Here is a 21,582-nt window from a genome sequence, read left to right as displayed (position 1 = left end):
CCCGGCCCGCCGGGAGGCGGGCCGGGGCCGTCGGCCGGGACTCAGATGCCCTGGATCAGTTTGGTCTCCAGGAACGCACCGATGCCCTCGGGGCCGCCCTCGCGCCCGAGCCCCGACTGCTTGAAGCCGCCGAAGGGCTGGGTGACGCACATGCCCCAGTCGTTGACGTAGATCTGACCGGTGCGCACCCGGCGGGCCACCGACTCCCCCAGCGCCGGATCGGCGGTGAACACCGCGCCGGACAGCCCGTACGGGCTGTCGTTGGCGATCCGGACGGCGTCGTCGACGGTGTCGTAGGGGATCACCACGAGCACCGGCCCGAAGATCTCCTCCTGCGCGATCCGCATGGAGTTGTCGACGTCGGCGAACAGCGTCGGCTGCACGTACCAGCCGCGGTCGAGCCCCTCGGGCCGCCCGCCGCCGGTGACCAGCCGCGCGCCCTCGTCGAGGCCGGTGCGGATGTAGCCCTCGACCCGCTCGCGCTGCCGCTCGGCGGCCAGCGGGCCGATCATCACGCCCTCCTCGCGCGGGTCGCCGACCGGGATCGCCTCCATGACGCCCTTCACCGCCTCGACGACCTCCTCCTGCCGGTCGCGCGGGACGACCAGGCGGGTGAGCGCCGCGCAGACCTGCCCGGAGTTGCCGATGCCGGCGAAGGTCACCGTCTGCGCCACCGAGGCGACGTCGGCGTCGGGCAGCACGATCGCCGCCGACTTGCCGCCGAGCTCCAGGGTCACGCGGGCGATGCGCTCGCCGCACAGCTGCATGACCCGCCGGCCGGCGGCGGTCGACCCGGTGAACGACACCTTGTCCACGCCGGGGTGGCGCACCAGGTGCTCGCCGACCTCCCGCCCGCCGGGCAGGACGCTCACCACACCCTCGGGCAGGCCCGCGGCCTCCAGCGCCTCGGCCAGCACCATGACCGACACCGGCCCCTCGGGCGCGGGCTTGAGGACGACGGTGCAGCCGGCCGCCAGCGCCGGGGCGATCTTCAGCGACGCGGTGGCGACCGGCCCGTTCCAGGGGATGATCACCGCTGCGACGCCGACCGGCTCCCGCACGAGCGTCGCGGTGCCGCCCCCGGGCAGCGGCCGCTGCTCCTCCAGCGCGATGGTGCCCGCCAGCGTCGCGGCGTCGTCCCAGATCGCCGTGGCGTTGGCGTGGAACGCCGTGCTGATGACGGCGGGTGCCCCGATCTCGGCGGTGAAGGAGGCCTCCATCTCCGGGATCCGACGGCCCACCTCCTCCGCCACCCGGCGCAGCGCCGCCGCGCGCTCGGCCGGTGTCATGCGCGGCCACGGGCCCTCGTCGAAGGCCTCCCGGGCGGCGGCCACGGCGGCGTCCATGTCGGCCGGGCTCGCCGCCGGGACGGTGGCGATGACCTCCTCGGTGATCGGCGAGACCACCTCGATGCGCTCGTCGGTCGCGGGCTCGGTCCACCGCCCGCCGATGAACAGCCGGTCGAACGAGCGCACGCCGCTGCCGGCGCGCTCCTGCACTGTGGTCACGCGGGTCCTCCCTGTCGAACGGCCTGGGGAACGGCGGGGTCAGGCATCGAAGCCCTCCATCTGCGGTGGGGTGAGGGCGGAGATGCGGCGGGCGGCGATCCGCCAGCCGTCGTCGGTCCGCCGGTAGACGTCCTCGTTGAGCGCGATGGCCCGGAAGGCCGCGCCGCTCGTGGTGTGGCCCTCGGAGAACACGTAGTTCGTCCCGCGGGCGGTGACGCCGTCGTCGTCGAGGTCCACGACGTGGTTGGTGATGACGTGGAACTGGTCGGCGATCGCCGCGGCGTCCCGCTCGAAGAAGCCGAGGATCGCCGCCCGGCCCTCCAGCCGCTCGAGGCCGACCGGGGTGGCGTCCCAGACGGCGTCGTCGGTGAAGGCCGACAGCGCCTCCTGCGGGTCGAACCGGTCGAGCCCGCGGGCGTAGACGTGGGTGGCGCGCTGGATGTCGAGCAGGTCCGCGGTGCGCGTGTCGCTCTGCGTGGAGGTCATCGCCGGCCTCAGTCGTCGTAGACGATGACGCCGCGGATGTTCTTGCCCTCGCGCAGGTCGGCGAAGGCCTCGTTGATGTCCTCCAGCCGGTAGGTCTTCGTGATCAGCTCGTCGAGCTTGAACTGGCCGTTGCGGTACATGTCGGCGATCAGCGGGATGTCGTTGCGGGAGTTCGTCGTGCCGTAGAGGGAGCCCTGCAGCCGCTTGCCCGACATCGCGAAGCTGAACAGGTCGAACTCCACCTCGCGCTGCAGCACCGGCGCCGCGGCGGTGAGCACGATGACCCCGCCGCGCCGGGTCAGCTGGTTGGCCTGCTCGACGATCTCACCGCGCGCGACGTCGACGGTGATGATGACCCGGTCGGCGCCCTGGCCGTTGGTCATCTGCTCGACGAGCGGCCGGGCCTCCTCGAAGGAGGCGACCGGGTGCGTGGCGCCGAACTCCTTGGCCTTCTCGCGCTTGAAGGCCACGGGGTCGACCGTGACGATGTTCTTCGCCCCGCGGTGCACGGCGCCCTGCACGGCGTTCATGCCGACGCCGCCGGTCCCGAAGACGACGACGGTGTCGCCGAGCTGCATGTCGGCGGCGTAGACCGACGAGCCCCAGCCGGTGGGCACGCCGCAGCCGATGAGCGAGGCGGGCATCAGCGGGATGTCCTGGTCGATCTTCACAACGGCGTCCACCGGCACGGTCGCGTACGGGGCGAAGGTGCCCAGGTAGCTCATGGCGCCGACGCCCTTCCCGCGGGCGTGGACGCGGTGGGTGCCGTCGGGGGCGAGGCCGGCCAGCACGCCGGCGCCCAGCTCGCACATGTTGGCCCGGCCCGAGACGCACATCCGGCACTTGCCGCACGAGGGCAGGAAGGACATGACGACGTGGTCGCCCTCCTGCAGGTCGGTCACCTCCGGACCGACCTCGGTGACGACGCCCGCACCCTCGTGGCCGCCGAGGATCGGCGCCCAGGGCAGCGGGATGTCGCCGGTGTCGAGGTGGTCGTCGCTGTGGCAGATGCCCGACGAGGTGAGCTTGACCGTCACCTCCCGCCGCTTCGGCGGGTCGACCTCGATCTCCTCGACGCTCCAGCCCGATCGGGTCCCGGGCTCCCACAGCAGTGCACCGACGGTCTTCACCAAGGCTCCTTCGCCTCGTGGCGCCGGGCACGCAGAGGCCCGGCGGCGGCTGACGGATCCACCGGCACCCTCCGGTGCCGGTGTGCTGTGACCGTAGGCACAGCGACGACGGACACGCCAGAGACCCTGCACATGTTTCGCAGATTTGCCTCGTCGCCGCGCACCGGCCGGACGCGCGACGGCTCCGGCACCCTCCCAGGGGCGCCGGAGCCCTCGTGCGGGACCGCCGGGGCGGTCGGCGGGGCGTCAGATCAGCAGCGTGCCCATGTCCACGGGCAGCGCGGTGCCGGTGATGAACTTCGCCTGGTCCGACAGCAGGAACAGCACCGCGTCGGAGATGTCGCCGGGCTGGACGAGACCGTGCTCCATGACGTTGGCCATCCAGCCGGGAGGCGCGTCGGCCTGCAGGTCCTTGCTGAAGAACTCGTTGTTGATCATGGGGGTGTCCACGCCCGCCGGGATGATCGTGTTCACCCGGATCCCGTGCGTGCCCAGGGCCATGGCGTAGTTGCGCATGAGCGACAGGACGCCGGACTTGGCCGCGCCGTAGGCCTGGTGGCCGGGGTTGAGCATGTCGAGCTTGTAGGCCACGCCGCGGAAGCTCGACGTCGACCCGGTGAGCACGATCGCCCCGCCGCGGCCCCGCTCGACCATGCCGGGCACGACCGCCTGCAGGGTGAAGAAGACGCCCGACAGGTTCGTGGCGATCGTGTCGTGCCAGGCCTCGACGCGCTGCGCGTGCGGCCCGGTCGAGGGCAGGATCCCGGCGTTGGCGCACACCAGGTCGATGCCGCCGAAGCGCTCCTCGGCCTGCCGGACGGCGTCCTGGACCTGCTCCTGGTCGCGGACGTCGCCGATGACCCCGAGGAACTCGCGCCCGTGGTCGCGGACCTGCTTCTCGGTCTCGGCGAGGTCCTCGGGCGTGGACATCGCGTACTGCACGGAGTCGAACTGCCGGGCGACGTCGATCACCACGACGTCGGCCCCCTCCGCCGCCAGCCGCACGGCGTGCGAGCGCCCCTGCCCCCGGGCGCCCCCGGTGACGAGCGCGACCTTCCCCTCGAAACGGCTCATGGCTCCTCCTGGTGTGTCTCGTGCCGGCGAGCGCCGGTGGTGGTCAGGCGCCCGCGGGGGCGGGCAGGATCTCCGGCTCGGGCGTCGGCAGGGCGCGGATCGCCGGCACGACCTCCTTGCCGAGCCGCTCGATGGCCGCGACGGTCTCCTCCGCGCTCATCGACGGCCACTGCGGCCGCAGCAGCAGCGGGTCGACCGGGAAGCGGGTGCACAGCTCGGTGAGCGAGGCGATGACCTCGGCGTCGGTGCCGAGCACCGCGTGCTTGGTCACCGTCTCCACGAACTCGGCGTCGAGCTGCTCGGCGCTGCCGGCCTTGCCCATGCCCTTCTGGGCGTAGCTGAGGTACTTCCCCTTGGAGACGCGGGCGTACTCGACGATCGCCTCCTCGCGGGAGCCGGCGACCAGCACGTTGCGCCGCACCGGCTGCGGGCCGAAGGGCTTGCCGCGGGCGGCGAAGCCCTCCCTGACCGCGGCGAAGCGCTCCTCGATCTCGTCGTAGGTGGCCTCCGGGGTGACCGGGAAGGCGTCGCCGAAGCGGCCGGCCCGCCGGGCCCCGGCGACGCTCTGCGCGCCGACCCAGATCGGCGGGTGCGGCGACTGCACCGGCTTCAGGTGCGGGCGCACGCCCTCCAGCTGCCAGAACCGGCCGGAGTGGGTGACCTCGTCCTGCGTCCAGAGCTTGACCAGGAGCTCGAGGATCTCGTCGGTGCGCGCGGCCCGCTCCTTGAACGGGATGCCCAGGTAGTCGAACTCCTCGGGGCGGTAGCCGATGCCGGCGCCGAACACGAGCCGGCCCTCGGTGACCACGTCGAGGGTGGCGAGCTCCTCGGCGAGCATCACCGGGTGGTACAGCGGCGCGATCATGATCTGCGTCGCCAGGCGGGTGTCGCGGTCGCACTCGGCGGCCAGCCGGGCCAGCAGCGGCACCGGCTGCAGCCAGCGCAGCTCGCCGTAGAGGAAGTGCTGGCCGATGGCGATGTAGGTGAACCCGTTGCGCTGGGCGGCCTCGACGATCCGCCGCACGTCGTCGAACTGCTGGGCCGGGCTGACGGACGTGGGGACGTCGGAGAGCAGCATGCCGACGGCGACCATGGCGGGCCTCTTCTCTGGGGGTCTTCTGCGGCAGGGGTCTCCTGCGGCGGGGTCAGCGGGCGGGGCGGGTGAGGGTCTTGGCCAGCTGGCCGAGCAGCACCTCGTTGCCGCCCTCGTAGATGCGCATGGGGCGCGCGTTGCGGTACAGCCGCTCGATCGTCGAGCCGGTGACCACGCCGAAGCGGCCCATCATCTGCACGCACCGGTCGGCCACCCGGCCGGCGGTCTCGGTGGCGGCGACCTTGGCCATCGACGACCAGTCCAGGGCACCGAGCGGGTTCGCGGCCGCGCGGCTGGCCGCGGCGTAGGTCAGCAGCCGGGCCTGCTCGATCTCCATCCAGCAGGTGCCCAGCATCTGCGGCATCGGGCCCAGCCGGGCCAGCGTGCTGCCGAACTGCGAGCGGCCGGTGGTGTGCCGCACCGCCTCGTCGAGCGCGGCCTGCGCCAGGCCGACGGCGGAGCCGGCCACCGAGACGCGGAACGTGGCCAGCGTCTGGAGCACCATCGGGAACGCCTGGCCGGGCAGGCCGACGCGGGAGTCCAGCGGCACGCGCACGTCGTCGAAGTGGACCTCGCCGATGATGTGCGGCGCGATCAGGCCGGGACCGGACACCACCCGGACACCGGGGGTGTCGGCCGGCACGAAGACCAGCGAGAAGCCCTCGTCCTCCTTGGCCAGCACGCTGTAGAAGTGCGCCGCGCCGGCGTTGGTGATGAAGGACTTGTGCCCGTCGAGGACGAGCTCGCCGTCCTTCTCCACCACCCTGGTCGTGATCGACTTGAGGTCGGAGCCGACGTCGGGCTCGGTGAGGCCGAGCGCGGCGATCGCCTCGAGGGAGACCACCTTGGGCAGCCACTCGGCCTGGATCCGCTCGCTCGCACCGACGGCGAGGGCGTAGCTGCCGATCCCCTGCATCGCGAACAGCGAGTCCAGGTGCGCCGACACCCCGCCGAACGCCTCGCGGACGACGGTGACCGCGAGCGAGTCCACCTTCTCGTCGGCGCCCCCGTGGGCAGCCGGGACGGTGAGGGCGGCCAGGCCGCTCTCCCGCAGGGCGGCGAGCATCCCGGGGTGGACGTCGGTGGCCTCGTCGGCCTCCGCGGCCTGGTCGCGCACCGAGTCCGCCACCGCGCGGGCGCGCTCCCGCAGCTGCTGGTGGTGCTCCGGCAGGTCGAACGACATCGCGTGCCTCTCGTCGAGAACGATCCCGGCCCCGCTGCGAGGATCGGCCGTGCGCCGCTCGCACGGCGTCCGGCGCATTCCATGTTATTGGTATTCATGGTTAAGGTGTCAACGCCCACACCCGGTCCCGAGAGGACGCTCCCATGCCTCCTGCCGTCATCGTCGACGCCGTCCGCAGTCCCATGGGGCGCGGGAAGGCCGGCGGCGCCCTGTCCGGCCTGCACCCGGTGGACCTGCTCGCGCAGGTGCTGACCGCGCTGGCCGAGCGCACCTCCCTGGACCCGGCGACGATCGACGACGTCCTTGTCGGCTGCGTCGGCCAGAACGGCGAGCAGTCCGCGACACCCGGCCGCCAGGCGGTGCTCGCGGCGGGCTGGCCGGAGTCGGTGCCGTCGGTGACCATCGAGCGCAAGTGCGGCTCGGGGCAGCAGGCGCTCGACTTCGCCGTCCAGGGCGTGCTCGCCGGCGCCTACGACGTCGCGGTCGCGGCCGGCGTCGAGTCGATGAGCCGGGTGCCGATGGGCTCCGCCCGCGGCGACGCCGACCCGCACGGCCCCCGGGTGACCGAGCGCTACTCCCCCGGCCTGGTGCCGCAGGGCATCTCCGCCGAGCTGGTCGCGCAGAAGTGGGGCCTGTCCCGCACGCAGCTCGACGAGTTCTCCGCCGCCTCGCACGAGCGGGCGGCGGCCGCGGCCTCCTCCGGCGCGTTCGACCGGGAGCTCGTCGCGGTCACCACCCCCGACGGCGTGGTCTCCGCCGACGAGACGATCCGCCCCGGCACCACCGCGGAGAGGCTGGCCGGGCTGAAGCCGGCCTTCGCCGCCTCGCCGCACGCCTCCCGCTTCCCCGAGCTGGACTGGAAGATCACCGCCGGCAACTCCTCCCAGCTCACCGACGGCGCCGCCGCGCTGCTGGTCATGAGCGAGGAGCGGGCCGCGGCGCTCGGCCTCACCCCGCGGGCCCGCATCGTGGCCAGCGCGGTCACCGGCGACGACCCGCTGCTCATGCTGACCGGCCCCATCCCGGCCACGCACAAGCTGCTGCAGCGCTCGGGCCTGTCGGTCGGCGACATCGCCGCGTTCGAGGTGAACGAGGCCTTCGCCTCCGTCCCCCTGGCGTTCCAGGCGGAGTTCGGGATCCCCGGCGAGAAGCTCAACCCCCGCGGCGGGGCGATCGCGCTGGGCCACCCGCTCGGCGCCTCCGGCGCCCGCCTGGCCACCACGCTGCTGAACTTCCTCGAGGACACCGGGCAGCGGTACGGCCTGCAGACGATGTGCGAGGCCGGCGGCATGGCCAACGCACTGGTCATCGAGAACCTGAGCGCAGGGAGGAACTGAGCATGGACGTCACCGCAGGGTCCGCGGTCGTCACCGGTGGGGCGTCCGGCCTCGCGCTGGCCACCGCCCGCCGCCTGGTGGAGAAGGGCGTGCCGACGGTGCTCGTCGACCTGCCCACCTCCGCCGGCGCCGAGGTCGCGGCCGAGCTCGGCGGCAAGACGAGGTTCGTGGCCGCCGACGTCACCGACCCCGAGGCGGTGGCCGCCGCGGTCGCCGCCGCCGACGAGCTGGCCCCGCTGCGCACCCTGGTGCACTGCGCCGGGCGCGGCGGCGCTATGCGCGTCGTCGACAAGGAGGGCAACCCCGGGGACCTGGCCTTCTACGAGCAGATCGTGCGGATCAACCTGATCGGCACCTTCAACGTGCTCAGCCAGGCCGCCGCGCGGATGGCCAGGCACGAACCGGTCGAGGGCGAGCGGGGCGTGTGCGTGCTCACCGCGTCGGTCGCCGCCTGGGAGGGCCAGATCGGCCAGCTGCCCTACGCCTCGGCCAAGGCCGGCATCGTCGGGCTCACCCTGGTCGCCGCCCGCGACCTGGCCAGCAAGCTCATCCGGGTCGCGACGATCGCCCCGGGCACCTTCGACACCCCGATCCTGGCCCGCCTCCCCCAGCACGTCCGCGACTCGCTCGGCGAGATGACGCCGCACCCGCGCCGCCTCGGCCAGCCCGACGAGTTCGCCCGCATGGCGATGGCGATCATCGACAACCCCATGCTCAACGGGGAGACGATCCGGCTGGACGGCGCGATCCGGATGCAGCCCAAGTGAGCGAGGCGACCGCCGCCGAGCAGCCCGAGGTCCGGGTCGAGCGCTCGGGCGCGGTCCTCGTCGTCACGATCGACAGACCCCGGGCGAAGAACTCGATCAACACCGCGGCCGCGCAGCTCATCGGCGCCGCCATGGACCAGCTCGACGACGACGACAGCCTCTTCGTCGGCGTGATCACCGGCGCCGGCGGGGTGTTCAGCGCCGGCATGGACCTCAAGGCCTTCCTCGCCGGGGAGAAGCCGCACGTGCCCGGCCGCGGGTTCGCCGGCCTGGTCGAGCGCCCGCCGACGACGCCGCTGATCGCCGCGGTCGAGGGACCGGCGCTGGCCGGGGGCTTCGAGATCGCCCTGGCCTGCGACCTGATCGTGGCGGCCGAGGACGCGTCCTTCGGGCTGCCGGAGGTCAAGCGCGGGCTGCTCGCCGGCGGCGGCGGGCTGCTGCGGCTCCCCCGCAAGGCCGGGCTGCCCAAGGCGACGGAGTGGGCGCTGACCGGCGACCGGGTGAGCGCTGCCGACGCGCACGCCGCCGGGGTGGTCAACCGGCTGGTCCCGCCCGGGCAGGCGCTGACGGCGGCGCTCGAGCTGGCGCAGCAGATCGCCTCGAACGGGCCGCTGGCGGTGCAGGGCACCAAGCGCATCCTGGCCGAGGGCGGCAGCTGGCCGGCCGAGGAGGCCTTCGCGCGGCAGTGGGAGGTCTACGAGCCGATCCGCTCGTCGGAGGACGCGAAGGAGGGGGCGCGGGCCTTCACCGAGAAGCGCGCCCCCGTCTGGAAGGGCCGCTGACCTCCACTGCCCAGACCCTGCGGGCCTCTTCCCGACGCTGCGGCCGCGATCCGGGCCGCACCGTCCCGGGACCGCCCGCAGAGTGGAGCGCGGGAACGACAGAGGGCCGCTCCCCCACCGGGGAGCGGCCCTCTGCGACGTCTCAGCGCCAGTCGATGATTTCGTCGATCATCTGCGGCTGCCGCTGCTCGACCCAGTCGGCGTACTCCTGCATGTGCTCGCGCATGAGCTTCTCGGCGGCGTCGGCGTCGCCCCGGGCGATGGCCTCGGCGATGCCGGCGTGCACCTCGAGCACGTGCCGCCGCTGGTCCTTGGGCGAGAGCAGCCCGCTGATCTGGTCGCGGAAGATCTCCTCCAGCGACGAGCTCATCAGGTTCAGCACCGGGTTGCCCGACATGGACGCCACGGTCTTGTGGAAGTCGCCGGTGGCGTCGAAGTACTCGGCGTCGTCCTCGACCGGGGTGGCGTCGGGGTCTGCCACCGCCCCGACCAGCTCCTGACCGCGCCGCTCGGCGGCCAGCCGGGCCATCAGCGGCTCCAGGAGCAGCCGGGCCTCCACCAGCTGGCGGAAGGTGACCCCGCCGAGGTGGAAGAAGAGGCTCGACATCCGGCCGAAGTCGCGGGAGCCGACCTCGATGACCATCGGGCCGCCGTTGCGGCCGGGCTTCATCGTGATCAGCCCGTGCACCTCGAGGATGCGCAGGGCCTCGCGCAGCGAGCCGCGGCCCACGCCGTAGTCCTCGAGCATCTGGGCCTCGGAGGACAGCAGCGTGCCGGGCGGGAGCTTGCGGGAGACGATCTCGTGGACGATCTCCTGGGCGAGCGCCTCGGCCACCTTGGCGCCGCGCTTGATCGGACGCGGGGACGAGCCCGCGTCGCGTGGGCGGCCACTGGTGGTCATGTACCGGAGAGTAGTAGCCGTGCGCAGGGTTTCGCCCTCCCCCGCGCCCCGGCCCCCCGGATTGGTGAGACGACCCGGTGCCGGATGAGCGGGACGCGGGCGCCGGCGCCGCCCGGTGGTCGTGGCCGGACGCCCGGCGGGCGGGCGGCCCGGGGAGGCCGCGGCGCGCCCGCCACGGAGGCGACCGGCCCGGTCAGCGGCTTCAATGCCCTCGGGACGACGACGGCGTCGACCCCGGGCCGGGACGGGGCAGCGATGTACATCTGCATCTGCCGCGCGGTGAGCAGCACCACCGTGCGGGCGGTCGTCGCCGACGGCGCCCGGACCGTGCGCGAGGTGGCCGACGCGTGCGGCGCCGGCACCGACTGCGGGCGATGCGCGGTGCACGTGCGCGCCCTGCTGGAGGAGCGGTACGGGCCCCGGCGCCGTGGCCGCTTGCAGCCCGGGTCGCCGGTCACGTGAGGACGAGCGAGGGAGCGGCGCGATGGTCTACCTGGTGACGATCTTCCCGGTCGAGGACTACGACGACTACGCCGCGACGCTGGACCGCTCCGCCGACCGCTTCGCCCGGCTCGGCGCGACCCGGCAGTGGCTCTACCGGGCCACGGACGACGGCCGCGAGGTCATGAACGTCTTCGAGTTCCCGAGCGTCGAGCACGCCAAGGCGTTCCTGCGCTCGCCGGAGCTCGACATCCCCCGGTTCCTCGACTCCCTGACGCTCGAGATCTACCCGACCTTCTTCCTCGGCGAGCAGACGGTCGCGCGCGAGTTCACGCCCCACCCGCCGGACGGCGGACCCGCCGGCGGGTGAGGCGGGGACGGCTCAGACGTTCTGCGGGAAGCCGAGGTCCAGCCCGCCGTGGCTGGGGTCCAGCCAGCGGGAGGTGACGACCTTGCCGCGGGTGAAGAAGTGCACACCCTCGGTGCCGTGGGCGTGGGAGTCGCCGAACAGCGAGTGCTTCCAGCCGCCGAAGGAGTAGTAGGCCATCGGCACCGGGACCGGCACGTTGATGCCGATCATCCCGACCTCGACCTCGTTCTGGAACCGCCGGGCGGCGCCGCCGTCGTTGGTGAAGATCGCCGTCCCGTTGCCGTACTCGTTGCGGTTGACCAGGTCCAGCGCCTGCTCGTAGGTCTCCACGCGGAGCACCGACAGCACCGGGCCGAAGATCTCGTCGGTGTAGACGGTCATCTCGGGGGTCACCTGGTCCAGCAGCGTCGGGCCCAGCCAGAACCCGTCGGCGGCGCCGTCGGCCTGGACCTCGCGGCCGTCGACGACGACCTTGGCGCCCGCGGCCTCGCCGGCGTCGACGTAGGAGGCCACCCGGTCGCGGTGCTCGCGCGTCACCAGCGGGCCCATGTCGCAGCCGCGCCGTCCGTCACCGGTGCGCAGCGTGCGGGCCCGCTCGGCGATCCGCGCCACCAGGTCGTCGGCGATCCCGCCGACGGCCACCAGCGCGCTGATGGCCATGCACCGCTCCCCCGCCGAGCCGAAGCCGGCGTTGACCGCGGCGTCGGCGGCCAGGTCCAGGTCGGCGTCGGGCAGGACGACCATGTGGTTCTTCGCCCCGCCCAGGGCCTGCACCCGCTTGCCCGCGCGGGTGCCGTGTTCGTACACGTAGCGGGCGATCGGCGTGGAGCCGACGAAGGACACCGCGCGGACATCGGGGTGCTCCAGCAGCCGGTCGACGCTGACCTTGTCGCCGTTGACGACGTTGAAGACGCCGTCGGGCAGGCCGGCCTGCTTCCACAGGTCGGCAATCCACAGCGCCGCGGTCGGGTCCTTCTCGCTCGGCTTGAGGACGACGGTGTTGCCGGTGGCGATCGCGATCGGGAAGAACCACATCGGGACCATCGCCGGGAAGTTGAACGGGCTGATCACCGCGACCGGCCCGAGGGGCTGGCGGACCGAGTGGACGTCGACGGCCGTCGAGGCGTTCTCGGTGAAGCCGCCCTTGACCAGGTGCGGCACGCCGCAGGCGAACTCCACGACCTCCTGCCCCCGCGACACCTCGCCCAGGGCGTCGGACAGGACCTTGCCGTGCTCGGCGGTGATGATCTCGGCCAGCTCGCCCTTGCGCGCGTTGAGCAGCTCGCGGAAGGCGAACAGCACCGTCGACCGCCTGGCCAGCGAGGTGTCCCGCCAGGCGGGGAACGCCGCGACCGCCGAGGCCACCGCCGCGTCGACCTCCTCGACCGAGGCGAGCGCGACCTGACCGGTCACCTCACCGGTCGCCGGGTCGGTCACCGGGGCGGTGCGGCCGGAGGTGCTCTCGCGGCGGGCGCCGTCGATCCAGTGCGGGATGGTTGCGGGCATGGGTTCCCTCGCGGTGCTGGGCGGCGTGACCCCCGGAGAGTAGTGCCGGAGGCGCCACATCGGACCAAACGTTCGCTCCAGAGTGCCGGGGATCCGCTCCTCCGGAGGCGGGGCCGTCGTCGACGCCGACCGCGCGCCGGTGGGGCGTGGGCGCGTGGCGACACGGTGGACCCGCCGCCGGGTCGGGGCCACGGGGTGTCAGTAGGGGCGGCCCTCGCGGTCGAGGTAGTCCTCCGTCACCACGCCGCGGTCGACCAGCCGCCGGTAGGCGTCCTCGTCGAGGCCCAGCAGCTCCCGGAGGACGTAGGCGTTGTCCTCCCCCAGGACCGGCGCGCCCCGCGTCCACGCCGTGGGGACCCCCCGGACCGCCGGACCCAGGTGGTTGAAGCGGCCGACGTCCGTGCTGTCCAGCGGGCGGATCCAGTCGCGCGCCGCGAACTGCGGGTCGGCGGCCAGGTCGGCCTCGCCGAGCTGCGGCGCGGCCGCGACGCCGGCCGCCTGCAGCTCGGCGAAGCCCCGGTCGGCGTCGACCGTCGCGGCCCACGCGCCGATGGCCTCGTCGAGCGCGTCGTGGGCGGCGTGCCGGCCCGCCACGGTGGCCAGCGCGGCGTCCGCCGCGAGGTCGGGGCGGCCGATGACGGCGGCCAGCCGCAGCCAGGCGTCGTAGTCCGTGGCGGTCACGGCGAGGACCCGGCCGTCGGCGCACCGGTACACGCCCTGCGGTGCCACGTGCGGGTCGCGGTTGCCCCACCGCTGCGGCTGCCCGTCGAGCTGGAGGTCGACGAACACGTCGCCGAGCTGGGCCACGACGTTCTCGCTCTGCGCCAGCTCGACCACCTGCCCGCGGCCCGTGGCGGCGCGGTAGTGCAGCGCGGCCAGCACGGCGAAGACCCCGGCCGGCCCGGTGACGCCGTCCATGTGCTGGGTGGTCGGCGTCTCGTACAGCTCGGTGCCCCGGTGACCGACGAGCGAGGCGAAGCCGGTGAGCCCGTCGAACTGCCCGCCGAAGCCGGTGTAGTGGGCCCAGTCGCCGGACAGTCCCGCCGGGGGCACCCGCAGCACGACCAGCCGGGGGTTCACCTCGAGCAGCTCGCTCTCGTGGACGCCCAGCTGGTGCAGGGTGGAGGACTTCAGGTTCTCGACGAAGACGTCGGACTGCGCGACCAGGCGGAGGAACAGCTCACGCTGCTCGGCGTCGCGCAGGTCGAGGGTGCAGGACCGCTTGCCGCGGTTGATGGAGTTGTAGAGGGAGTGCCGGTTGTAGGGCCGGTCGGGCCGCTCGGGCCGGGCCGGGCCGTAGCCGCCGAGGATCGTGCTGAGCAGCATCTGCGGGTTCGGGCGCGGCGAGTAGCCCCGCGTGGTCGGCGGGAACACCCGCGGGCTCTCCACGCGGATGACCTCGGCCCCGAGGTCGGCGAGGTGCATCGTCAGCAGGGGTCCCGACCACACGGTCGTGAGGTCCAGGACGCGCAGACCGCGCAGCGGCGGGTCCTCCGCCGCGGGCGCGGCCACCGGGGGCGTGGTCGGCGTGCGGTCGGCGGCCGGGCCCGGCGGGTCGGACTGGCCGAGGGCCGGCGCCGGGCGGCGCAGGCGCCAGCCGCCCTCGGTGAACCGGTAGGGGGCGCCGGGCAGCAGCACCGGGCCCAGCTCGGGGTCGGTGGTGTGCTGCCAGAAGCCACGCTGGTGCAGGTGGTCGGCGGCGAGGACCTCCGCCGGGACGTGGACCGGCGTCACCGGCCAGCCGGCGGCCTGGGCGGCGTCGGTGATCTCCGCCCGCGTCCGCGTCAGCAGCCAGGGGTAGAGGGCGCCGTCGAGCACCTCCTTCGCCTCGGGCCGCACGAACGCGTCGGGGCGGGCGAAGAACTCCCGCAGCTCGTCGCTGTCGAGGACGGCGAGCATCTCCGGCAGCTGGGGCGGGATCATCATCATCGCGACGAAGCCGTCCAGGCACGGGTGCGGCCCGACCGGCAGCAGGGTGGAGCTGCTGTCGGCCACCATCTCCTCGAGGGGTTTGCGGTCCCCGTACTCCCAGCCGAGGTAGCGGCCGATGCGCGTCGGGTTGGCGGCGAGCGCCTCCGACGCGGCGCAGTCGACGAAGGCGCCCACCCCCGTCGCCCGCGCCCGGAGTGCGGCGGCGAGCGCGCCCATGGCCGCCGTGTGCCCGACGGCGCACTGGGCCACCGACCCCGGCAGCTTCACCGGTCCCCGCCGGTCGGCCACGAGGGTGCCCGCGAAGGTCTGCACGACCAGGTCGCTCCAGGCGTACCCGGCGTAGGGGCCGGTCGCCCCGAACCCGGTGATGGCGACGACGGAGAGCCCGGGCCGGGACCCCATGAGCTCCGCCCGGTCGACACCCCGGTCGGCCAGCGCCCCCGACCCCGGTGTCTCGACGACGAGGTCCGCGGCCTCGACGAGCGCGAGCAGCTCCGCCCCCGCGGCCGCGGACGCCTCGAGGACGACGCTGCGCTTGTTGGTGTTCAGGTTGGCGAAGGCGCCGCGCTGCGCCCGCAGCGGGTCCCCGGACGGCGGCTCGACCTTGGTCACGTCCGCGCCGAGGTCGGCGAAGACCTTGCCGCACCAGTCCGCGGCCACGCCGCTCCCCAGTTGGACCACCGTCATGTCGCTCAGCGCCTGCCGCACACCGGCTCCTCCGCTCGTGCCGGTCGGGCCGACCGCGGGTCGGTCAGCCACCGGTCCAGGTCGGCGAGTGTCGCCCGCCGCACGGTGTAGGACAGCGACCGGGCGCTGCCGTGGACGTCGATCAGCCCGGCCTGCGCCAGGGTCCGCACGTGGTAGGTCAGCATCGTCTTGGTCACGCCCAGCACGAGCTGCAGCTCACGGCGCGAGGTCTGCCCGCACCGGCACAGGTGCCCGACCAGCTGCCGCCGCAGCGGGTCGGCCAGCGCGCGGAAGACCGGGACCGGGCCGCCCCGCTCGTCCAGCACGTCCCGCTCGTGGAAAGGCACCACCCTCGGTCCGGCGCCGGTCACGGCAGCAGGTGCTCGACGACGCCGCGGACGTTCCGGCCGGCCCGCATGTCGGCGTAGCCCTCGTTGATCGTGTCGAGCGTGTACCGGCGGGTGATCAGCTCGTCGAGCCTCAGGTAGCCGCGGCGGTAGAGCTCGAGCACCGCCGGGATCTCCGCCGCGGGGCTCGACGCCCCGAACAGCGAGCCCTGGAGGCGCTTCTGGAACAGCGTCAGGTGGCGGGTGGAGATCGGGATGCTGACGTCGTCCTCGGCCCGTGGCAGGCCGGTGAGCACGCAGGTGCCGGCCTTGCGGACGACCTCCACACCGGCGGCGACGTGCTCGCCGGTGACCACCCCGACGCAGACGATGCAGGAGTCCGCGCCCTGGCCGTCGGTGAACGACCGGGCGATGTCGGTCGCCTCGGCCATCGTCGCCACGGCGTGGGTGGCGCCGAACCCGCGCGACGCCGTCCGCTTGGACTCGACGGGGTCGACGGCGATCACGACGGAGGCCCCGGCGTGCGCCGCCCCCTGGACGGCGTTCATGCCGATGCCCCCGACCCCCATGACGACGACGACGTGACCGGGCTGGACGCCGGCCGACCTGACCGCCGACCCCCAGCCGGTGACGACGCCGCAGCTGGTCAGCGCCGCGACGTCGAGCGGGACGTCGTCGGGGCACCGGACCGCCGACTGGACGGCCACCGTCGACAGCTCGCTGAACGTCGCGATGCCGGCGCCCTGCCCGACCGGCTGCCCGTCGAGGGACATCCGGCGGGTGCCGTCCTCCCGGACGCCGGAGAGGACCCGCGCCCCGTTGTCGCAGAGGTTGTGCATGCCCGACGCGCACCAGCGGCAGAACCCGCAGGCCGGCAGGAACGACAGCACCACCCGGTCGCCCACCGACCACCCGGGGGTGTTCGGCCCGACCTCCTCGACGACTCCCGCGCCCTCGTGGCCCCCGGCCATGGGGAACGCCTCGGGCGGGGCCGGCAGGTCGCCGGTGGTGATGTGGTCGTCGGAGTGGCAGAGCCCGGCGGCGGCCATGCGGATCAGCAGCTCTCCCTGCCGGGGTCCCTCCAGGTCGAGCTCGGTGACCTCCCACTTGCCGGGCTGGCTGAACAGGACGGCTGCTCTCGTGCGCATCGTGCGGCTCCTCGGCGACGGGGGGTGGACGGCGAGCCGGGTGGCCCGCTGAGCCCGCGACCGTGTGGCTGCGGTCACATCGGCGGCGACCATAGTGACGGGCCCCCGGCTCGCGCAATCACAGAAGTTGATTTGGTAGAACCCCCTTCTGCTCAGCCGTGAGCTGTGCCACAGTACGGCCCGTGCCGAGCCCCGAGACCCGGGTCACACCGCTCTCCCGGACCTCCACCACACCCCTGGGTCGGCCACCTGCCGGCTCCTCCCGGGCCGGCCACCCGCTCATCCAGCTCGACGGGCGCCGCCCGTCGCGGCGGGACCACCCCGGCCCCGGCGGGCGTCCCCGACGCCGAAGCCCCCACCAGGAATGACGAAGGAGTCGTCTTGCGTACCAGGAACGCAGTGGCAGCGACAGCGGCCTGCCTGCTCGTGCTCGGGATGTCGGCGTGCGGGTCGGACGACGAGGAGGGCGGCGGCAGCGCCGGTGGGTCCAGCGACACGGCCAGCAGCGGCGACGGCGGGACGCTGCGGATCGGCCTGATGACGGAGCGGACCGGCCCGGCCAGCGCCCAGAAGGGCGAGCGCTCGGAGACCGGCTTCAACGCCCGGCTGGCGGCCTACCAGGACGAGGGCGGCGAGTGCGCCGGCACCGACTTCGAGCTGGTCGTCGCCGACACGACCTCCAACCCGCAGGGCGCGCTCGGTGCCGCGCAGCGCCTCGTGCAGCAGGAGGACGTCTTCGCCGTCCTCGGCGACAGCCAGCTCTTCTACGCCGCGGCCGACTACCTGGTCACCCAGGCCGCCGACATCCCGGTCATCGGCCCGGCGACCGACGGGGCACCGCAGTGGCTGGAGAGCGGCACCAACCTCTTCCCCGCCTCCCCGCCGCCGATCACCGACGTCGTGTTCACCACCACCGGCGAGTTCCTCGCCCAGCAGGGGGTCACGAAGCTCGCCGGGGTCGCCATGGCGACCCCGTCGTCCCAGGCCACCCTCGAGACGATCCTCCGGTCGGCCGAGGCCGCCGGGCTCGACGAGGGGTACGTGAACAACAGCATGCCGCTGGGCAGCGAGGACGTCGGCGCGATGGTGCTGGGCATCCAGGACTCGGGCAGCGACGGGCTCTACCTGCCGATCACGACCAACGCAGCGGCCGCGATCATGCAGGGCCTGAAGCAGGCGGACTACGACTTCGAGGCCGCCATCCTGGCCAGCGGGTACGGCGGCATCACGCTCGAGAACCAGCCCTTCGTCGACGCCGCGCAGGGCGCGAGCTTCACGCTCGGTTACACGCCCGTGCAGGTCGAGTCCGAGGCCACCACCCGGCTGCAGCAGTACATGGAGGAGGCCGGCGTCCCGTTCGGCATCCCCGACCTCGGCCAGGCCCAGGGCTGGATGATGGCCGACCTGCTGCTGCACGGCCTCGAGCTCGCCGGGTGCGACGCCTCCCAGGCCGACTTCATGGCGGCACTGTCGGAGGACACGACGTGGAACGCCGGCGGCCTGTACCCCCGCGAGTTCGACTTCTCCGACCACCGCGACCTCGGCCAGGAGTGCAGCTACTTTGTGACCCTCGAGGGCGAGGAGTTTGTGCCGGTGTCCGACGAGCCCATCTGCGGCGAGCCGGTCGACTCCTGACCCGCACCGGGACCCGGGGAGGCGTCCCCGGGTCCCGGTCGCGAGGTCACCGTTGACAGCCGCAACTGTGAGCCAGATCATGGGATACGGCGTTCTACTACTTCGGGAGTCACCGTTATGGCAGACCTGATCGACCCCCGGTCCTCCTACGTCGCCGGCGGGTGGGCGGACACGGCCGGCACGTTCGCCGTGGAGGACCCCGCGGACGAGTCGGTGCTGTGCGAGGTCGCCCCGGCCTCCGCCGCCGACGTCGAGCGGGCCGTGGAAGCCGCGCGCCGCAGTTTCGACTCCGGGGTGTGGGCCGACCGGCCGGCCGCCGAGCGCGCGCAGACCGTGCGGGCCCTGCTCGACCACCTCGCGTCGATGGACGAGGCGCTCCCCGCGACCATCTCGGCCGAGGCCGGCCAGCCCACCTGGTTCGCCCAGGGGACCCAGTTCGCCGGCGGGCTCGACCTGGGCCGCCGGACCGTCGACCTCTACCTGTCGATGGCGCACGAGGAGATGAACCCCGTGCCGGTCGACGAGCTCGTCCGCGGCAGGGTCGCGCTCAGCGTGCGCCGGCACGAACCGGTGGGCGTGGTCTCCGCGATCACCCCGTACAACGGCGCCTTCATCATGGCGATGCAGAAGGTGGTGCCGGCGCTGATGGCGGGCAACTCCGTCGTCCTGCGCCCCAGCCCGCTGACGCCGCTGTCATCGCTGGCGCTGGGCCTGGCCGCCGAGGCGGCCGGCCTGCCCGCCGGTGTGCTCAGCGTCCTGGTCGAGGAGGGCGCCGCCGGCGCGGAGGCGATGACCACCGACCCGCGGGTCGACATGGTGTCGTTCACCGGGTCGACCGGCGTCGGACGGCAGATCCTCGCCCAGGCCGCACCCACGGTGAAGCACGTGGCCCTCGAGCTCGGCGGCAAGTCGGCGCAGATCTACCTGCCCGACGCGCTGCACCGGGTGGCGCAGGGAGCGGCGGCCGTCGTCGCGGCCACCGCCGGCCAGGCCTGCGTCGCGGCCACCCGGATGCTCGTGCCGCAGGAGAGCAAGGACGACGCCCTCGCCGCGGTGACCGCCGCCTACGGCGCCCTCCGGGTCGGGCCCCCCACCGCGCCCGACACCGTGCTGGGGCCGGTCATCAGCGCCGCCCAGCGGGCCCGGTGCGAGCGCTTCGTCGCCCTGGCCGAGGAGCACGGCGGCAAGGTCGTCGCCGGCGGCGGCCGCCCGGCCGGCCTCGACCGCGGCTACTACGTCGAGCCCACCGTGCTCGACGTCCCGGACAACTCCAACCCCGCGGCCCAGGAGGAGATCTTCGGCCCGGTCCTCACGGTGATCGGCTACCGCGACCTCGACGACGCCGTCGCCATCGCCAACGACAGCCCCTACGGGCTGTCCGGCCAGGTGCACGGCGCCGACGTCGCGGCGGCCACCGCGGTGGCCCGGAGGCTGCGCACTGGCGCGGTCAACGTCAACACCTCCGTCTTCAGCGCCTACGCACCCAGCGGCGGCTACAAGCAGTCCGGGCTGGGGCGGGAGCGCGGGCCCGACGGGATCCGCGCCTTCCAGGAGGTCAAGCACATGTCCATCGGCGAACTGCCCCGATAGAAACCGGATCAAGGGAGCGACCATGACCACGGAACAGACCACTGACCTGAACCTCGACTGGCTGATCTCCGTCGACGACCACGTGCTGGAGCCCCCCAACGTCTGGATCGACCGGGTGCCGGCCAAGGACCGCGACCGGGCGCCCCGGCTGATCGTGGAGGGCGACACCGACTACTGGCTCTACGAGGGCAAGAAGATGCCCGGGTCGGGGCTGTCCGCCGTGGTCGGCAAGAAGAAGGAGGACTTCAGCCCCGAGCCCATCAGCTACGCGGAGATGGCGCCCGGCTGCTACGACCCGAAGGCCCGGCTGGAGGACATGGACCGCGCGGGCATCCTCGCCTCGCTGAGCTTCCCCTCGCTCCCCCGCTTCTGCGGCCAGCTGTTCGCCGAGGCCAGCGACCGCGACTTCGGCCTGGTCTGCCTCAAGGCCTACAACGACTGGATGATCGAGGAGTGGTGCGGCGCGGCACCGGGTCGCTACATCCCGCTGACCCTCATCCCCATCTGGGACACGACGCTGGCGGTGCAGGAGATGGAGCGCTGCGCCGCGATGGGCTCGCACGCGTTCGCGTTCTCCGAGAACTTCGCCCCGCTCGGCTACCCGACGATCAACGACAAGGACGGCCACTGGGAGCCCGTGCTCGCCGCGGCCAACGACCTGGAGATGGTGGCGTGCATGCACGTCGGGTCGTCCTCGACGCTGCCGGCGATCGCCCACGACGCGCCGTTCATGGCGAACCTGACCTGGGGGGCCAGCCGCACCTCCGGCACCATGCTGGCCTGGCTCTTCAGCGGCTGGTTCCAGAAGTACCCGAACCTGAAGATCGCCCTGTCCGAGGGCGAGATCGGCTGGATCCCCTACTTCCTCGAGCGCGGCGAGCAGGTGCTGGACAAGCAGCGGCACTGGGTCAAGAAGGGCGTGACCTTCATGGACCACGCCCAGGGCAGCAACGCGATCGACTACGACGACTTCGACCTGCGGCAGCTGTACAAGGACCACGTCTTCGGCTGCATGATCGAGGACAAGCACGGCATCGCCTCGATCGACGAGATCGGCGAGGACAACATCATGTGCGAGACGGACTACCCGCACTCGGACACCACCTGGCCCGACAGCATCCACGTGGTCAAGCGGATCATCGACCACCTGCCCCCGGAGACGCAGTACAAGATCCTCCGGGGCAACGCCGAGCGCCTTTACCAGTTCACCCCGGCCGAGCCGCCCGCCGTCTCCCGTGCCTGACCGCCGTGGCTGACGTGGCGCCTGCGGGCCCCGCGGTCGTGATCGACCGCGAGGCCTGCCTCGGCACCGGCATGTGCATCGTCTACGCGCCGCAGACCTTCGCCCACGACGACGAGACGAAGGCGGTCCTGCAGGACCCGCCGCACGACTCCGCGGACGAGGTGGCCGGCGCCGTGGAGGCGTGTCCGATGGGCGCGCTCGCCCTGCACGTCCCCTCCCCCGCGGAGGGCTGAGCACCGCGGGTGGGGCCCCGGGACCGGGCCCCACCCGCCGGGGCGGGGGGGGCGGGCGGGGGGGGGGGGGCGCGGGGGGGTGGGTGGGGGGAGGGGGTGCGGGAGAAGGGGGGGGTGGCGGCACGATCACGCTGAGAGAGGGTGGTGGCCGGCCGCCCGCCGCCCGACCGAGGAGGAGCCACTCGTGGC

General features: G+C 73.5%; 20 protein-coding genes. 9 read left to right on the top strand and 11 right to left on the bottom strand.

Annotation, left to right across the window (positions count from 1 at the left end; all coding sequences use genetic code 11):
- Positions 1 to 41 precede the first annotated feature (41 nt).
- The 6 genes from ACI8AX_RS22365 to ACI8AX_RS22340 form a co-directional block, all read right to left on the bottom strand.
- Positions 42 to 1,508: an aldehyde dehydrogenase gene (locus ACI8AX_RS22365; protein WP_456552073.1), complete on the bottom strand. Its 1,467-nt coding sequence runs from the start codon at positions 1,506 to 1,508 to the stop codon at positions 42 to 44.
- 39 nt (positions 1,509 to 1,547) lie between these two features.
- Complete coding sequence (locus tag ACI8AX_RS22360; protein ID WP_456552072.1) at positions 1,548 to 1,994, bottom strand: nuclear transport factor 2 family protein; 447 nt, start codon at positions 1,992 to 1,994, stop codon at positions 1,548 to 1,550.
- Between the two features lie 8 nt (positions 1,995 to 2,002).
- Complete coding sequence (locus tag ACI8AX_RS22355) at positions 2,003 to 3,124, bottom strand: NDMA-dependent alcohol dehydrogenase (RefSeq protein ID WP_456552071.1); 1,122 nt, start codon at positions 3,122 to 3,124, stop codon at positions 2,003 to 2,005.
- Positions 3,125 to 3,370: 246 nt separating this feature from the next.
- Entirely contained in the window at positions 3,371 to 4,198 is an 828-nt protein-coding gene (locus ACI8AX_RS22350) for a mycofactocin-coupled SDR family oxidoreductase (RefSeq protein WP_456552070.1), read from the bottom strand.
- A gap of 43 nt (positions 4,199 to 4,241) precedes the next feature.
- Positions 4,242 to 5,291, bottom strand: a complete 1,050-nt coding sequence (locus tag ACI8AX_RS22345; RefSeq protein WP_456552069.1) for an LLM class flavin-dependent oxidoreductase — start codon at positions 5,289 to 5,291, stop codon at positions 4,242 to 4,244.
- A 52-nt stretch (positions 5,292 to 5,343) separates the two neighbouring features.
- Positions 5,344 to 6,474 (bottom strand): acyl-CoA dehydrogenase family protein, encoded by a 1,131-nt coding sequence (locus ACI8AX_RS22340; RefSeq protein WP_456552068.1) that lies wholly within the window; start codon positions 6,472 to 6,474, stop codon positions 5,344 to 5,346.
- A gap of 143 nt (positions 6,475 to 6,617) precedes the next feature.
- Between ACI8AX_RS22340 and ACI8AX_RS22335 the strand changes: the two genes are divergently transcribed.
- The 3 genes from ACI8AX_RS22335 to ACI8AX_RS22325 are packed head-to-tail and all read left to right on the top strand — an operon-like array spanning position 6,618 to position 9,360.
- A complete protein-coding gene (locus ACI8AX_RS22335) occupies positions 6,618 to 7,811 on the top strand; it encodes a thiolase family protein (protein ID WP_456552067.1) in 1,194 nt (397 codons plus the stop codon).
- Between the two features lie 2 nt (positions 7,812 to 7,813).
- The gene (locus ACI8AX_RS22330) at positions 7,814 to 8,578 is read left to right on the top strand and encodes an SDR family NAD(P)-dependent oxidoreductase (protein ID WP_456552066.1); all 765 of its coding nucleotides are present in this window, start codon (positions 7,814 to 7,816) and stop codon (positions 8,576 to 8,578) included.
- Positions 8,575 to 9,360: a crotonase/enoyl-CoA hydratase family protein gene (locus ACI8AX_RS22325; RefSeq protein WP_456552065.1), complete on the top strand. Its 786-nt coding sequence runs from the start codon at positions 8,575 to 8,577 to the stop codon at positions 9,358 to 9,360. Before ACI8AX_RS22330 ends, ACI8AX_RS22325 begins: the two co-directional genes overlap by 4 nt.
- A gap of 142 nt (positions 9,361 to 9,502) precedes the next feature.
- Here the strand turns inward: ACI8AX_RS22325 and ACI8AX_RS22320 are convergent, their stop codons facing one another.
- On the bottom strand, positions 9,503 to 10,261 hold the full coding sequence (locus ACI8AX_RS22320; RefSeq protein ID WP_456552064.1) for a FadR/GntR family transcriptional regulator: 759 nt from the start codon (positions 10,259 to 10,261) through the stop codon (positions 9,503 to 9,505).
- A gap of 84 nt (positions 10,262 to 10,345) precedes the next feature.
- On the opposite strand from ACI8AX_RS22320, the gene ACI8AX_RS22315 reads away from it, so the two are divergent.
- A complete protein-coding gene (locus ACI8AX_RS22315; RefSeq protein ID WP_456552063.1) occupies positions 10,346 to 10,723 on the top strand; it encodes a (2Fe-2S)-binding protein in 378 nt (125 codons plus the stop codon).
- 22 nt (positions 10,724 to 10,745) lie between these two features.
- Entirely contained in the window at positions 10,746 to 11,072 is a 327-nt protein-coding gene (locus ACI8AX_RS22310) for a hypothetical protein (RefSeq protein WP_456552062.1), read from the top strand.
- A gap of 12 nt (positions 11,073 to 11,084) precedes the next feature.
- Here ACI8AX_RS22310 and ACI8AX_RS22305 read toward each other — a convergent pair whose 3' ends face one another.
- The 4 genes from ACI8AX_RS22305 to ACI8AX_RS22290 all read right to left on the bottom strand — a co-directional run bounded on the left by ACI8AX_RS22305 (position 11,085) and on the right by ACI8AX_RS22290 (position 16,692).
- Entirely contained in the window at positions 11,085 to 12,578 is a 1,494-nt protein-coding gene (locus ACI8AX_RS22305; RefSeq protein WP_456552061.1) for a CoA-acylating methylmalonate-semialdehyde dehydrogenase, read from the bottom strand.
- Positions 12,579 to 12,776: 198 nt separating this feature from the next.
- Positions 12,777 to 15,218 carry a CoA transferase gene (locus ACI8AX_RS22300; protein ID WP_456552060.1) on the bottom strand — a complete coding sequence of 814 codons (2,442 nt, stop codon included), beginning with the start codon at positions 15,216 to 15,218 and terminating at the stop codon, positions 12,777 to 12,779.
- Positions 15,203 to 15,523, bottom strand: coding sequence for an ArsR/SmtB family transcription factor (locus ACI8AX_RS22295; protein ID WP_456552059.1), 321 nt, complete (start codon positions 15,521 to 15,523; stop codon positions 15,203 to 15,205). Before ACI8AX_RS22295 ends, ACI8AX_RS22300 begins: the two co-directional genes overlap by 16 nt.
- A gap of 41 nt (positions 15,524 to 15,564) precedes the next feature.
- Complete coding sequence (locus ACI8AX_RS22290; protein ID WP_456552058.1) at positions 15,565 to 16,692, bottom strand: NDMA-dependent alcohol dehydrogenase; 1,128 nt, start codon at positions 16,690 to 16,692, stop codon at positions 15,565 to 15,567.
- 399 nt (positions 16,693 to 17,091) lie between these two features.
- On the opposite strand from ACI8AX_RS22290, the gene ACI8AX_RS22285 reads away from it, so the two are divergent.
- The 4 genes from ACI8AX_RS22285 (at position 17,092) to ACI8AX_RS22270 (ending at position 21,393) form a co-directional block, all read left to right on the top strand.
- On the top strand, positions 17,092 to 18,327 hold the full coding sequence (locus tag ACI8AX_RS22285) for an ABC transporter substrate-binding protein (RefSeq protein WP_456552057.1): 1,236 nt from the start codon (positions 17,092 to 17,094) through the stop codon (positions 18,325 to 18,327).
- A gap of 117 nt (positions 18,328 to 18,444) precedes the next feature.
- Positions 18,445 to 19,917, top strand: a complete 1,473-nt coding sequence (locus ACI8AX_RS22280) for an aldehyde dehydrogenase family protein (protein ID WP_456552056.1) — start codon at positions 18,445 to 18,447, stop codon at positions 19,915 to 19,917.
- A 22-nt stretch (positions 19,918 to 19,939) separates the two neighbouring features.
- On the top strand, positions 19,940 to 21,160 hold the full coding sequence (locus tag ACI8AX_RS22275) for an amidohydrolase family protein (protein WP_456552055.1): 1,221 nt from the start codon (positions 19,940 to 19,942) through the stop codon (positions 21,158 to 21,160).
- Between the two features lie 14 nt (positions 21,161 to 21,174).
- Complete coding sequence (locus ACI8AX_RS22270; RefSeq protein WP_456552054.1) at positions 21,175 to 21,393, top strand: ferredoxin; 219 nt, start codon at positions 21,175 to 21,177, stop codon at positions 21,391 to 21,393.
- Positions 21,394 to 21,582: the final 189 nt, after the last annotated feature.

It is taken from the genome of Blastococcus sp. SYSU D00813 (assembly GCF_054050735.1).
The sequence above is the reverse complement of the archived record's forward strand: the minus strand, read 5'-3'. Positions and strand labels throughout refer to the sequence as shown.

Coding starts and splice junctions, on each gene's coding strand:
- ACI8AX_RS22360 (WP_456552072.1), bottom strand. CDS start 1,994: ATGACCTCCACGCAGAGCGACACGCGCACCGCGGACCTGCTCGACATC.
- ACI8AX_RS22350 (WP_456552070.1), bottom strand. CDS start 4,198: ATGAGCCGTTTCGAGGGGAAGGTCGCGCTCGTCACCGGGGGCGCCCGG.
- ACI8AX_RS22345 (WP_456552069.1), bottom strand. CDS start 5,291: ATGGTCGCCGTCGGCATGCTGCTCTCCGACGTCCCCACGTCCGTCAGC.
- ACI8AX_RS22340 (WP_456552068.1), bottom strand. CDS start 6,474: ATGTCGTTCGACCTGCCGGAGCACCACCAGCAGCTGCGGGAGCGCGCC.
- ACI8AX_RS22335 (WP_456552067.1), top strand. CDS start 6,618: ATGCCTCCTGCCGTCATCGTCGACGCCGTCCGCAGTCCCATGGGGCGC.
- ACI8AX_RS22330 (WP_456552066.1), top strand. CDS start 7,814: ATGGACGTCACCGCAGGGTCCGCGGTCGTCACCGGTGGGGCGTCCGGC.
- ACI8AX_RS22320 (WP_456552064.1), bottom strand. CDS start 10,261: ATGACCACCAGTGGCCGCCCACGCGACGCGGGCTCGTCCCCGCGTCCG.
- ACI8AX_RS22315 (WP_456552063.1), top strand. CDS start 10,346: ATGAGCGGGACGCGGGCGCCGGCGCCGCCCGGTGGTCGTGGCCGGACG.
- ACI8AX_RS22310 (WP_456552062.1), top strand. CDS start 10,746: ATGGTCTACCTGGTGACGATCTTCCCGGTCGAGGACTACGACGACTAC.
- ACI8AX_RS22305 (WP_456552061.1), bottom strand. CDS start 12,578: ATGCCCGCAACCATCCCGCACTGGATCGACGGCGCCCGCCGCGAGAGC.
- ACI8AX_RS22290 (WP_456552058.1), bottom strand. CDS start 16,692: ATGCGCACGAGAGCAGCCGTCCTGTTCAGCCAGCCCGGCAAGTGGGAG.
- ACI8AX_RS22280 (WP_456552056.1), top strand. CDS start 18,445: ATGGCAGACCTGATCGACCCCCGGTCCTCCTACGTCGCCGGCGGGTGG.
- ACI8AX_RS22275 (WP_456552055.1), top strand. CDS start 19,940: ATGACCACGGAACAGACCACTGACCTGAACCTCGACTGGCTGATCTCC.